Origin of the sequence: Escherichia sp. R1, assembly GCF_003000935.1 — a bacterium.
Lineage (GTDB): Bacteria > Pseudomonadota > Gammaproteobacteria > Enterobacterales > Enterobacteriaceae > Escherichia > Escherichia coli.
The window spans coordinates 1-11,515 of sequence record NZ_PSRU01000010.1; the positions used below are offsets into that span (position 1 = coordinate 1).

At 53.6% G+C, this 11,515-nt stretch carries 13 protein-coding genes, 1 tRNA gene and 3 pseudogenes; 10 read left to right on the top strand and 7 right to left on the bottom strand.

What is annotated here, in order from left to right; all coding sequences use genetic code 11:
• Positions 1-172, top strand: a pseudogene (locus C4F37_RS13360) (class I SAM-dependent methyltransferase); the annotation flags it as partial.
• Positions 173-226: 54 nt separating this feature from the next.
• Here the strand turns inward: C4F37_RS13360 and C4F37_RS13370 are convergent.
• A pseudogene (locus C4F37_RS13370) lies at positions 227-601 on the bottom strand (tail fiber assembly protein); the annotation flags it as partial.
• A gap of 18 nt (positions 602-619) precedes the next feature.
• Here C4F37_RS13370 and C4F37_RS27555 point away from each other — a divergent pair.
• Positions 620-1,209, top strand: a pseudogene (locus C4F37_RS27555) (site-specific integrase); the annotation flags it as partial.
• 15 nt (positions 1,210-1,224) lie between these two features.
• Here the strand turns inward: C4F37_RS27555 and C4F37_RS13380 are convergent.
• Positions 1,225-1,301, bottom strand: a tRNA-Arg gene (locus C4F37_RS13380).
• Positions 1,302-1,333: 32 nt separating this feature from the next.
• Entirely contained in the window at positions 1,334-1,522 is a 189-nt protein-coding gene (locus C4F37_RS27845) for a hypothetical protein (RefSeq protein ID WP_001287636.1), read from the bottom strand.
• Between the two features lie 49 nt (positions 1,523-1,571).
• On the opposite strand from C4F37_RS27845, the gene folD reads away from it, so the two are divergent.
• The 3 genes from folD to C4F37_RS13400 all read left to right on the top strand — a co-directional run bounded on the left by folD (position 1,572) and on the right by C4F37_RS13400 (position 3,281).
• Positions 1,572-2,438 (top strand): bifunctional methylenetetrahydrofolate dehydrogenase/methenyltetrahydrofolate cyclohydrolase FolD, encoded by an 867-nt coding sequence (folD, locus tag C4F37_RS13390; protein WP_000729154.1) that lies wholly within the window; start codon positions 1,572-1,574, stop codon positions 2,436-2,438.
• A 1-nt stretch (position 2,439) separates the two neighbouring features.
• Entirely contained in the window at positions 2,440-2,652 is a 213-nt protein-coding gene (gene ybcJ, locus C4F37_RS13395) for a ribosome-associated protein YbcJ (RefSeq protein WP_001773868.1), read from the top strand.
• Positions 2,653-2,759: 107 nt separating this feature from the next.
• Positions 2,760-3,281 carry a metal-dependent hydrolase gene (locus C4F37_RS13400; protein ID WP_001143516.1) on the top strand — a complete coding sequence of 174 codons (522 nt, stop codon included), beginning with the start codon at positions 2,760-2,762 and terminating at the stop codon, positions 3,279-3,281.
• A gap of 35 nt (positions 3,282-3,316) precedes the next feature.
• Here C4F37_RS13400 and cysS read toward each other — a convergent pair whose 3' ends face one another.
• Complete coding sequence (cysS, locus tag C4F37_RS13405; RefSeq protein WP_000912345.1) at positions 3,317-4,702, bottom strand: cysteine--tRNA ligase; 1,386 nt, start codon at positions 4,700-4,702, stop codon at positions 3,317-3,319.
• Between the two features lie 173 nt (positions 4,703-4,875).
• On the opposite strand from cysS, the gene ppiB reads away from it, so the two are divergent.
• The 5 genes from ppiB to purK all read left to right on the top strand — a co-directional run bounded on the left by ppiB (position 4,876) and on the right by purK (position 8,204).
• The gene (gene ppiB, locus C4F37_RS13410; RefSeq protein WP_000256002.1) at positions 4,876-5,370 is read left to right on the top strand and encodes a peptidylprolyl isomerase B; all 495 of its coding nucleotides are present in this window, start codon (positions 4,876-4,878) and stop codon (positions 5,368-5,370) included.
• A gap of 2 nt (positions 5,371-5,372) precedes the next feature.
• Positions 5,373-6,095, top strand: coding sequence for a UDP-2,3-diacylglucosamine diphosphatase (gene lpxH, locus C4F37_RS13415; protein WP_000212234.1), 723 nt, complete (start codon positions 5,373-5,375; stop codon positions 6,093-6,095).
• Positions 6,096-6,205: 110 nt separating this feature from the next.
• Entirely contained in the window at positions 6,206-6,535 is a 330-nt protein-coding gene (locus C4F37_RS13420; protein ID WP_001538415.1) for a hypothetical protein, read from the top strand.
• 95 nt (positions 6,536-6,630) lie between these two features.
• Positions 6,631-7,140 (top strand): 5-(carboxyamino)imidazole ribonucleotide mutase, encoded by a 510-nt coding sequence (gene purE, locus C4F37_RS13430; protein WP_001298348.1) that lies wholly within the window; start codon positions 6,631-6,633, stop codon positions 7,138-7,140.
• Positions 7,137-8,204 carry a 5-(carboxyamino)imidazole ribonucleotide synthase gene (purK, locus tag C4F37_RS13435; RefSeq protein WP_000815579.1) on the top strand — a complete coding sequence of 356 codons (1,068 nt, stop codon included), beginning with the start codon at positions 7,137-7,139 and terminating at the stop codon, positions 8,202-8,204. Before purE ends, purK begins: the two co-directional genes overlap by 4 nt.
• 332 nt (positions 8,205-8,536) lie before the next feature.
• Here the strand turns inward: purK and C4F37_RS13440 are convergent, their stop codons facing one another.
• Genes C4F37_RS13440 through C4F37_RS13450 form a run of 3 tightly spaced genes read right to left on the bottom strand, consistent with a single transcriptional unit; the run spans position 8,537 to position 11,512 of the window.
• Positions 8,537-9,430: a carbamate kinase gene (locus C4F37_RS13440; RefSeq protein ID WP_000855408.1), complete on the bottom strand. Its 894-nt coding sequence runs from the start codon at positions 9,428-9,430 to the stop codon at positions 8,537-8,539.
• Positions 9,427-10,242 (bottom strand): DUF2877 domain-containing protein, encoded by an 816-nt coding sequence (locus C4F37_RS13445; protein WP_001538414.1) that lies wholly within the window; start codon positions 10,240-10,242, stop codon positions 9,427-9,429. The genes C4F37_RS13440 and C4F37_RS13445 overlap by 4 nt, the downstream gene beginning before the upstream one ends.
• Before the next feature lie 10 nt (positions 10,243-10,252).
• Complete coding sequence (locus tag C4F37_RS13450) at positions 10,253-11,512, bottom strand: DUF1116 domain-containing protein (RefSeq protein WP_001538413.1); 1,260 nt, start codon at positions 11,510-11,512, stop codon at positions 10,253-10,255.
• Between the last annotated feature and the right edge of the window lie 3 nt (positions 11,513-11,515).

An 11,515-nucleotide genomic window follows, 5' to 3' on the forward strand; every position in this document is an offset into this window, starting at 1 on the left:
GCACAATAGCTTCGGTCAAAAACTGATGCGCATTTACAATCAGAAAGGCATCTTTTCAAACACAAAAGATTCCGAAGAAGGCTTAACACATATACTCTCAGAGCATTTCGAGAATGTTAAAACCAAGGTTAAAGGTACTGTAGTAATGTTTTCCGCTTCAGGGAAAAAATAGCATCCAGCCGCAGCACGTTCTTGCGCACGACGTGCTGCGGCATAATCCCAATGATTACTCTCTGACAGGGTTCACAGGCCACTCAATATCAGGGGCAGTTGATGTATCAACTCGGTTCAGCAACACCCGATACATCTTACAGGCTTCCAGCAACGAGGTTTCTTCCTCCGTATCCTTTATCCATGATGTGCCGTTCCACTTCTGAAACTCCCCTGCCGGGGATAACCAGGTAACATTTTCCGGTAACGGACCGAGCTCAGAAATAAATAACGCGTCCCCTGATGCCACGTCATAAACCGTTTTACCCCGATGGTCTTCAACGAGATGCCACGATGCCTCATCACTGTTGAAAACAACCACGAAGCCAGCCGGAATATCTGGCAGTGCAATATCAGTACTGTTTGCAGGCAAACCTGTATGAGGTGGAATGGCACAAGAGACTTACAAAAGAATCAGGAAAAACGCCTGATTGATGAGAGCCCCAAACCACTGAAATCTGTCGTCAAATTTGCGCTGGTAACTGTTCTGAGAAAGTCGAACATCATAAATCTGGAGTGGCAACAGATTGACATGCAGCGACAAGTTGCCAGGGTGAATCCAGAAGATAGCAAATCAAACTGCGCCATTGGTGTGGCGCTGAACGATACCGCCTCTAAAGTGTTGCGTGATCAAACAGGCAAGCATCACAAATGTGGGTGTACATACCAGGGCGGCTAAGCGAGCAGATGGAACATCAATGCCTGCGCTCAGGAAGATGCGCATTGACAGCAAGACAGCATGGCTATCAGCTTGTCGTCGTGCAGGAATTGAAAATTTCCGTTTCCATGACCTCAGACATACCAGGGCAAGCTGGTTGATTCCGTCAGGCGTCCCATTATCAGTGCTTCAGGAAATGGGCGGATGGGAGTCCAGAGAAATGGTTCGTAGATATGCTCACCTTGCGCCTAATCATTTGACTGAGCACGCGAGGAAAATAGACGACATTTTTGGTGATAATGTCCCACTCTGGAATTATAGAAGAAATAAAGAAGGCGTAACTGATTGAATTTTAATGGCGCGCCCTGCAGGATTCGAACCTGCGGCCCACGACTTAGAAGGTCGTTGCTCTATCCAACTGAGCTAAGGGCGCATTGATACCACGGTGTGCTGTAATCGCGTGAATTATACGGTCAACCCTTGCTGAGTCAATGGCTTTTGAACCAGTTGCTGAACAAGTGTACGACCGCATCTGATGTAGCTCACTATGGCGGCAAACCAACGACGGTTATCATGATAGGTGTGAATCAGCCAGGTACAGAAGGTTTTACTTTTCAGAAAACGAAAACTGACAGCGCGCCACGCTTCTGACAAAATAGACGCATCCCCTTCGACCTACGTAACAGATGGAATCCTCTCTCTGATGGCAGCAAAGATTATTGACGGTAAAACGATTGCGCAGCAGGTGCGCTCTGAAGTTGCTCAAAAAGTTCAGGCGCGTATTGCAGCCGGACTGCGGGCGCCAGGACTGGCCGTTGTGCTGGTGGGTAGCAACCCTGCATCGCAAATTTATGTCGCAAGCAAACGCAAGGCTTGTGAAGAAGTCGGGTTCGTCTCCCGCTCTTATGACCTCCCGGAAACCACCAGCGAAGCGGAGCTGCTGGAGCTTATCGATGCGCTGAATGCCGACAACACCATTGATGGCATTCTGGTTCAACTGCCGTTACCGGCGGGTATTGATAACGTCAAAGTGCTGGAACGTATTCATCCGGACAAAGACGTGGACGGTTTCCATCCTTACAACGTCGGTCGTCTGTGCCAGCGCGCGCCACGTCTGCGTCCCTGTACCCCGCGCGGTATCGTCACGCTGCTTGAGCGTTACAACATTGATACCTTCGGCCTTAACGCCGTGGTGATTGGCGCATCGAATATCGTCGGTCGCCCAATGAGCATGGAACTGCTGCTGGCAGGTTGCACCACCACCGTGACTCACCGTTTCACTAAAAATCTGCGTCACCACGTAGAAAATGCCGATCTACTGATCGTTGCCGTCGGCAAGCCGGGCTTTATTCCTGGTGACTGGATCAAAGAAGGCGCAATTGTGATTGATGTTGGCATCAACCGTCTGGAAAATGGCAAAGTTGTGGGCGACGTCGTGTTTGAAGACGCGGCTAAACGCGCCTCATACATTACGCCTGTTCCGGGCGGCGTTGGCCCGATGACGGTTGCCACGCTGATTGAAAACACGCTACAGGCGTGCGTTGAATATCATGATCCACAGGATGAGTAACATGGCGACATTTTCTTTAGATAAACATCCGCACGTTGAGCTGTGCGACTTGCTGAAACTGGAAGGCTGGAGCGAAAGCGGCGCGCAGGCGAAAATCGCGATTGCCGAAGGCCAGGTGAAAGTCGACGGTGCGGTTGAAACGCGCAAACGCTGCAAAATCGTCGCCGGTCAGACAGTGAGTTTTGCAGGTCACAGCGTACAGGTTGTTGCCTGATCCCTTTCCCGGCCTGTATCAACAGGCCGGTTCTCTTTTCAGACTTTTGCCCTCTACGCCCCGTTCATCCATGCTGATAGCATCGACATTTTGCCGAAGCGACCATCATGCCAACCGTTATTACGCACGCCGCCGTTCCCCTATGCATTGGTTTAGGGTTGGGTTCGAAAGCCATCCCTCCGCGTCTGTTATTTGCCGGAATCATCCTGGCGATGCTGCCCGATGCTGATGTATTGTCGTTTAAATTTGGCGTTGCTTACGGCAATGTTTTTGGTCATCGCGGGTTTACCCATTCGCTGGTGTTTGCGTTTGTTGTCCCGCTGTTATGTGTGCTGATTGGACGTCGATGGTTCAGGGCTGGGCTGATTCGCTGCTGGCTGTTTTTAACCGTCTCGTTGCTATCGCACAGCTTGCTGGATTCGGTAACCACTGGCGGTAAAGGGGTTGGCTGGCTGTGGCCGTGGTCAGATGAACGCTTTTTCGCTCCCTGGCAGGTGATTAAAGTCGCGCCGTTTGCATTGTCTCGTTACACCACGCCGTACGGGCATCAGGTGATTATTTCTGAATTGATGTGGGTGTGGTTGCCGGGGATGCTACTGATGGGAATGTTGTGGTGGCGCAGACGATAACCGGATGCGAAAACTCGCATCCGGCAATAGCGCAATTACTTACGACGCCAGGTGGTCCCTTGCGGGCCATCTTCCAGCACGATCCCCATCTCGTTAAGGCGGTCACGCGCCGCATCTGCCGCCGCCCAGTCTTTCGCTTTACGGGCATCCAAACGCTGTTGAATTAACGCTTCAATCTCAGCCACTTCGCTGTCGTCTGCCTGCGCACCGCTTTGCAGGAACGCTTCCGGTTCTTGCTCCAGCAGGCCCAATACGGCAGAAAGTTTACGCAGGTGAGACGCCATTGCATTCGCCGCTGCCATATCTTCTGCTTTCAGACGGTTTACTTCACGCGCCATATCAAACAGCACGGAATAGGCTTCCGGGGTGTTGAAATCGTCGTCCATTGCTTCAATAAAGCGCGCTTCAAACGCTTCGCCACCGGCAGGCGCAACGGTTTTGTCTGTGCCGCGCAAGGCAGTATAGAGACGTTCCAGCGCCGCACGCGCCTGTTTCAGGTTCTCTTCGCTGTAGTTCAGCTGGCTGCGATAGTGACCCGACATCAGGAAGTAACGCACAGTTTCCGCATCGTAGTATTTCAGCACGTCACGCACGGTGAAGAAGTTACCCAGCGATTTAGACATCTTCTCGCGGTCAACCATCACCATACCGGAGTGCATCCAGTAATTCACATACTGGCCATCGTGCGCACAGGTGGACTGGGCAATTTCGTTCTCGTGGTGCGGGAACATCAGGTCAGAACCGCCGCCGTGGATATCAAAGTGGTTACCCAACTGTTTGCAGTTCATTGCCGAACACTCAATGTGCCAGCCAGGACGGCCCGCGCCCCACGGAGACGGCCAGCTCGGTTCGCCCTCTTTCGACATCTTCCACAGAACGAAGTCCATCGGGTTGCGTTTGTCGTCGACCACGTCAACGCGCGCGCCTGCCTGCAGCTGATCGAGATCCTGACGCGACAGCACGCCATATGTCGGATCGGTCGGGACGTCGAACATCACGTCGCCGTTGTCCGCCACATAAGCGTGACCTTTAGCGATCAGTTGTTCAGTGAGTTCAATAATTTCGGCGATATGGTGCGTCGCGCGCGGCTCCATATCCGGGCGCAGAATGTTCAAAGCATCAAAATCTTTGTGCATTTCGGCGATCATGCGATCCACCAGCGCCACAAAGCTTTCGCCATTTTCATTGGCGCGTTTGATGATTTTGTCGTCGATATCGGTAATGTTGCGCACATACTTCAGCTTATAGCCGAGGAAACGCAGATAGCGCGCAACCACGTCAAAAGCAACAAAAGTACGCCCGTGACCGATATGACAGAGATCGTAAACGGTGATTCCACACACGTACATGCCGACTTCCCCGGCGTGAATAGGCTTAAATTCCTCTTTTTGGCGTGTCAGAGTATTGAAGATTTTTAGCATCGAAGATTCCGTTTAGACATGTGTGGGTAATTGAGTTGCGTATAATACCCATATTTCCCGCGCGAATCAGCATACATTGCGTGATGATCCGATCGTGCGGTTATGCTATAACACCACCCTATATATGACCCGAACCGGGTTGAAGCACCAATCAAACGGAACAGGATGCAAAAATGGTTACTTTCCACACCAATCACGGCGATATTGTCATCAAAACTTTTGACGATAAAGCACCTGAAACAGTTAAAAACTTCCTGGACTACTGCCGCGAAGGTTTTTACAACAACACCATTTTCCACCGTGTTATCAACGGCTTTATGATTCAGGGCGGCGGTTTTGAACCGGGCATGAAACAAAAAGCCACCAAAGAACCGATCAAAAACGAAGCCAACAACGGTCTGAAAAATACCCGTGGTACGCTGGCAATGGCCCGTACTCAGGCACCGCACTCTGCAACTGCCCAGTTCTTCATCAACGTGGTTGATAACGACTTCCTGAACTTCTCTGGCGAAAGCCTGCAAGGTTGGGGCTACTGCGTATTTGCTGAAGTGGTTGAAGGCATGGACGTGGTAGACAAAATCAAAGGTGTGGCAACCGGTCGTAGCGGTATGCACCAGGACGTGCCAAAAGAAGACGTTATCATTGAAAGCGTGACCGTTAGCGAGTAATCGTGGCGACACTCTTTATTGCAGATCTTCATCTCTGCGCGGAAGAACCGGCGATCACCGCCGGTTTTCTGCGTTTTTTAGCGGGGGAGGCCCGCAAGGCCGATGCGCTGTATATTCTTGGCGATCTGTTTGAAGCCTGGATCGGCGACGACGATCCCAACCCACTTCATCACCAGATGGCCGCAGCGATCAAAGCGGTATCCGATTCCGGCGTTCCCTGTTATTTCATTCATGGCAACCGTGATTTTCTGCTCGGCAAACGCTTTGCCCGTGAAAGCGGCATGACGTTATTGCCGGAAGAAAAGGTGCTCGAACTTTATGGTCGTCGGGTGTTGATTATGCATGGCGACACGCTGTGCACCGATGACGCGGGTTATCAGGCTTTTCGTGCCAAAGTCCACAAACCCTGGCTGCAAACGCTATTCCTCGCCCTGCCGTTGTTTGTGCGCAAACGCATTGCCGCGCGAATGCGCGCGAACAGTAAAGAAGCCAACAGCAGTAAATCGCTGGCGATCATGGACGTTAACCAAAACGCGGTGGTCAGTGCGATGGAAAAACATCAAGTGCAATGGCTGATCCACGGGCATACCCATCGCCCGGCGGTGCATGAACTTATCGCCAATCAGCAAACGGCTTTTCGCGTGGTACTGGGTGCCTGGCATACAGAAGGTTCGATGGTGAAAGTCACGGCGGATGACGTTGAGCTAATCCATTTTCCTTTCTGACCACGAATGGACAGATTCTGAAAAAGCACCGAACTAACGCAACCTGTATATCTTTTTTAAAATCAGCAAGGTAATAATCTCTGAGTGAAATAACAACAGGGAATATTATTATGCAACGCTGCAACGGATTTTTGATTTCTGGCATCGCCCTTACGGCAGGAGCGCCACTGTGTATTAGCTGGTTCGGTCTTGTCGGCTTCTATTTTGGCGCATTGTCACTGGTAGCTGCGGCGGTCATTTCCTGGATAGTCTATTTCTGGCTCATTTATTTAGTACTCACCCGCCCCCATAACCAACGTTTTGTAGAAAGATTTATATTGATTGTCGGTATTTGCTTTTTTCCATGGAGCATTGTGTTGATATGGGCATTCTTTGCCAATTCAGCCAGAGCGCATAATCAACACGCAGAACAAATTAAAAACTCAACAACTGACGGTTAATTCCGCCTACGCAACCGTTTTCCTTGCACTCTTTCCGTGCTATTCTCTGTGCCCTCTAAAGCCGAGAGTTGTGCACCACAGGAGTTTTAAGACGCATGTCTTCCCGCAATAATCCGGCGCGTGTCGCCATCGTGATGGGGTCCAAAAGCGACTGGGCTACCATGCAGTTCGCCGCCGAAATCTTCGAAATCCTGAATGTCCCGCACCACGTTGAAGTGGTTTCTGCTCACCGCACCCCCGATAAACTGTTCAGCTTCGCCGAAAGCGCCGAAGAGAACGGTTATCAGGTGATTATTGCGGGCGCAGGCGGCGCAGCGCACCTGCCTGGCATGATTGCCGCCAAAACGCTGGTGCCGGTGCTGGGCGTGCCAGTACAGAGCGCCGCACTGAGCGGTGTCGATAGCCTCTACTCCATCGTACAAATGCCGCGCGGCATTCCGGTGGGTACGCTGGCGATTGGTAAAGCTGGCGCGGCAAACGCGGCGTTACTGGCAGCACAAATTCTTGCGACTCATGATAAAGAACTGCACCAGCGTCTGAATGAATGGCGCAAAGCACAAACTGATGAAGTGCTGGAAAACCCGGACCCGCGAGGTGCGGCATGAAACAGGTTTGCGTCCTCGGTAACGGGCAGTTAGGCCGTATGCTGCGTCAGGCAGGCGAACCGTTAGGCATTGCTGTCTGGCCGGTCGGGCTGGACGCTGAACCGGCGGCGGTGCCTTTTCAACAAAGCGTGATTACCGCTGAGATCGAACGCTGGCCGGAAACTGCATTAACCCGCGAGCTGGCGCGCCATCCGGCCTTTGTGAACCGCGATGTGTTCCCGATTATTGCCGACCGTCTGACTCAGAAGCAGCTTTTCGATAAGCTCCACCTGCCGACCGCACCGTGGCAGTTACTTTCCGAACGCAGCGAGTGGCCTGCGGTGTTTGATCGTTTAGGTGAGCTGGCGATTGTTAAGCGCCGCACTGGTGGCTATGACGGACGCGGTCAATGGCGTTTACGCGCCGATGAAACCGAACAGTTACCTGCTGAATGCTACGGCGAATGTATTGTCGAGCAGGGCATAAACTTCTCTGGTGAAGTGTCGCTGGTTGGCGCGCGCGGTTTTGATGGCAGCACCGTGTTTTATCCGCTGACGCATAACCTGCATCAGGACGGCATTTTGCGCACCAGCGTCGCTTTCCCGCAGGCCAACGCACAGCTGCAGGCGCAAGCTGAAGAGATGTTGTCGGCGATTATGCAGGAGCTGAGCTATGTAGGCGTGATGGCAATGGAGTGTTTTGTCACCCCACAAGGTCTGCTGATCAACGAACTGGCTCCGCGTGTGCATAACAGCGGTCACTGGACGCAAAACGGTGCCAGCATCAGCCAGTTTGAGCTACATCTGCGGGCAATTACCGATCTGCCGTTACCGCAACCAGTAGTGAATAATCCGTCGGTGATGATCAATCTGATTGGTAGCGATCTGAATTATGACTGGCTGAAACTGCCGCTTGTGCATCTGCACTGGTACGACAAAGAAGTCCGTCCGGGCCGTAAAGTGGGGCATTTGAATTTGACCGACAGCGACACATCGCGTCTGACCGCGACGCTGGAAGCCTTAATCCCACTGCTGCCGCCGGAGTATGCCAGCGGCGTGATGTGGGCGCAGAGCAAGTTCAGTTAATTGATGCTCATTTTCTTGCCGCATGCGGCGTGAACGCCTTATCAGGCCTACCGTTCCAACACCGACTGTAGGCCTGATAAGATGCGCCAGCATCGCATCAGGCATGGTGTGCCGATTGCCGGATGCGGCGTAAACGCCTTATCCGGCCCACCGCTCCAACACCGACTGTAGGCCTGATAAGATGCGCCAGCATCGCATCAGGCATGGTGTACCGATTGCCGGATGCGGCGTAAACGCCTTATCCGGCCTACCGTTCCGACACCGCCTGTAGGCCTGATAAGATGCGCCAGCATCGCATCAGGCTGGATGTGCCAATTGCCTGGTGCCCATCACTACAGCGAAATACAAGTCCCCGCTTCGCCCGCCAGCGTCTCTTCAATCCGCGATAACGCCCCAATCCACGCGGGTTTACCACGGCTTCTGACATAGCCACTCACCGCCGTTACCTTCGGCCCCATCGAACCATCGGCTTTGGCAAATGGCGCTAACTCATCCGGTGTGGCATGGCGAATGGCACGTTGCTGCGGCGTTCCCCAGTTTTCATATACCGCATCAGCATCGGTGAGGATCACCAGTCCATCGGCATTAATCTGCTCGGCGAGCAACGCAGCGGCGAGATCTTTATCAATCACCGCTTCACTCCCTGCCCCGTCTTCCGTCACAGGCACACCGCCGCCGCCACTGCAAATCACCACATGCCCCTCTTTGAGCAACAACTCGATGGCTTCGCTGTCGAGAATTTTACGCGGTTGCGGAGACGCCACCACCCGGCGTAAATATTTACCATCACGTTTCATCTGCCAGCCGTAAGCCGCTTCCAGTGCCTCTTGTTCTTCTGGCTGATAAACCGGACCAATAAATTTCTCTGGCTGTAAAAACGCCGGATCATCAGGCGAAACCTCAATGCGCGTCAGCACCGTCGTGACAGGCGGCATCTGCGGCTGTGCGCTCAAGCTCTGCGCCAGCATATAGCCAATCATCCCCTGGCTTTCCGCCACCAGTACATCCAGCGGATACGGTTCTACCTCTTTCCACGCCAGATTCTGTAACGCCAGCAGCCCCACCTGCGGTCCGTTGCCGTGAACAATCGCCAGCCGATAAGAACGGGCCAGGCGCGCCAGCGCGGGTACAGCACTGGCAATATTGCGATATTGATTTTTTGCCGTCAGCGCCTCACCGCGCTGGAGTAAGGCGTTGCCCCCAAGAGCCACAACCAGTGTTTTCATGGTTTCCCTTGTAATAATTGTTGGCCAAGCCAGAACCCCAGCAGCGTATCGGCCCCTGACGTATGCCCCAGCGCCAGCAGCGAATCGATCGCCGCTGCGGTACGTTTCGGGCAACTCAGAGCATGAACAAAGTGCAGGAGTGGCGAGGCGAAATATCCTTGCGCGGCATAACGTAAATAACTGACGCTCACCGCAGTGGTAACGAGTTGAAGATTGTCGGAACAGGCAAAAAACGGGCGACCGGAGCGCGCATCTAAAGCCCCATAATACCAGGCCGCCAGCAGCATTCCGCTCAGCGTGTCATCATGACTTGGCGTTAATCCGGGGCCTTTACCCAGCCAGTGCCGCCAGTCGGTCTTAACGCCATTGAGCGCGGCCTGAAAACAGTGACGAAACTGGCGTAATTCAGCAGGCAGCGGATCGCTTGTCGCCAATGCCAGTGGCCCGAAAAGCCCGGTTTCCTCCGCGCGTTGCATCCATGCAACGGCAAGCGGTTGAGGATGCGCAGGCGGCGTAATACGTAGCAAACAATAACGCTGTGGCTGTTTAACCGTGAAACGCCCGAGACGAATCCCTTGTGCCACAACCTGTGGTCGTTCATTGCCGCATAATCCACCGCATAACGCATCGAATTGCGCGCGGCGAAGCACCCATCCGCCGGGGCCGAAACCACTCCCCTGACGATGCAGCGTTAACAGTTCGCCGCTTTCCGTCATCAGGTTAATCGCCCGCCGCCACACTCCCGCTAACCGCCAGGACTGGCGATAATTCGGTGCGCTACGGCTGGCAAGTAGAGGATGGATGATCGTCATTGTGCGTTCCTCAACCAATCCCCATGCTTTCAGCCAGTGCTTCCAGCGCCTGTTCAAAGCACGCCAGCGGTGCCCGCACGGTGCCTGCGCCAATCTGCCCGATCCCCGCCTCTTTATGGGCGATACCGGTATTGATGAGTGGCGTAATGCCGGTTTCTACCACGCGACGAATGTCCAGCCCCAGGCACGCCCCCTGGAAATCCCAGCCGGGGATCTGCAACTGCATATTGCGTTCAAGGTAAATTTCCGCCATCTCTTCAGATACCGCTCTGGCCGCTTCCATGCCACCCGCACCGACAAAGCGTGTTACGCCAGGTGCGGCGATCATTGCCGCACCTCCGATACCAAAGGTTTCGGTAATCGCGCTATCGCCCATATCCGGGTTCGCCTGCTCCTGCGAGAAGCCGGTGAAAAACAGACCTTGCGGAGTGTTTACAGGCGCAGTAAACCAGCGTTCACCCAGCCCGCTTACCCGAATCCCGAACATATTGCCGTTGCGGGTCATAGCCGTAACGATGCTGCCTGCGCGGATCATCGCGCCTACATCCATCGCCGCCTTGCAGTAGGCCATCGCGAGGTTGAGGAAGAACTGATCGGTCACGCTGAGGAAATCCATCACTTCCGCAATGTACTGTTTATCATGATCGAGGCGAGCAATTTGTGGGGCCAGCGCACGCATTAACAGTGCAGAGGAAGCAATATTGCGTTGATGGAACTCATCGCCCATGGTAATGCCCTGCGCCATCATCGCGGTGAGATCGATACCGCGCTCCATGCGCCCCAGCGCCGCACTTAATACTGGCATTAACACATCGCGCATCCAGCGATGGCGAGTCAGGACATCTTCGCCGTAAGCGCCAAAACGCATCACTTTGCCGATACCTTCGTTGAGGTTGCAGTACGCCCGGTTGCCGTCGGTCACGTTCTCGACCACCAGCATCGGCATACTGGCAGAAGTAATGCCGCCCATTGGCCCGACAGCATTCACATGGTGACAAGGAATGAAGTTCACTTCCCCCTGCTCCAGCATTGCCAGTGCCTGCGCTTCATCTTTCGCCCAGCCTTCAAACAGACATGCGCCCACACATGCCCCTTTCATGGGTCCGGTCATCTCCTGCCAGCGCATTGGCGGCCCGGCGTGAAGCAGTGTTTTGCCCTTGTTTAGTTCGCTGATAAGTGAAGAAGCCGGTTGCACATCCAGCCAGTGTGGACGAGCGCGACGAATTTGTTCGATAACCGCAGCATTGGCTTGCGCCACTGATGTAAACATGGG

Excerpts from the sequence above, each read along its gene's own strand:
- folD (WP_000729154.1), top strand. The coding sequence starts at position 1,572 with ATGGCAGCAAAGATTATTGACGGTAAAACGATTGCGCAGCAGGTGCGC.
- ybcJ (WP_001773868.1), top strand. The coding sequence starts at position 2,440 with ATGGCGACATTTTCTTTAGATAAACATCCGCACGTTGAGCTGTGCGAC.
- C4F37_RS13400 (WP_001143516.1), top strand. The coding sequence starts at position 2,760 with ATGCCAACCGTTATTACGCACGCCGCCGTTCCCCTATGCATTGGTTTA.
- cysS (WP_000912345.1), bottom strand. The coding sequence starts at position 4,702 with ATGCTAAAAATCTTCAATACTCTGACACGCCAAAAAGAGGAATTTAAG.
- ppiB (WP_000256002.1), top strand. The coding sequence starts at position 4,876 with ATGGTTACTTTCCACACCAATCACGGCGATATTGTCATCAAAACTTTT.
- C4F37_RS13420 (WP_001538415.1), top strand. The coding sequence starts at position 6,206 with ATGCAACGCTGCAACGGATTTTTGATTTCTGGCATCGCCCTTACGGCA.
- purE (WP_001298348.1), top strand. The coding sequence starts at position 6,631 with ATGTCTTCCCGCAATAATCCGGCGCGTGTCGCCATCGTGATGGGGTCC.
- purK (WP_000815579.1), top strand. The coding sequence starts at position 7,137 with ATGAAACAGGTTTGCGTCCTCGGTAACGGGCAGTTAGGCCGTATGCTG.
- C4F37_RS13440 (WP_000855408.1), bottom strand. The coding sequence starts at position 9,430 with ATGAAAACACTGGTTGTGGCTCTTGGGGGCAACGCCTTACTCCAGCGC.
- C4F37_RS13445 (WP_001538414.1), bottom strand. The coding sequence starts at position 10,242 with ATGACGATCATCCATCCTCTACTTGCCAGCCGTAGCGCACCGAATTAT.
- C4F37_RS13450 (WP_001538413.1), bottom strand. The coding sequence starts at position 11,512 with ATGTTTACATCAGTGGCGCAAGCCAATGCTGCGGTTATCGAACAAATT.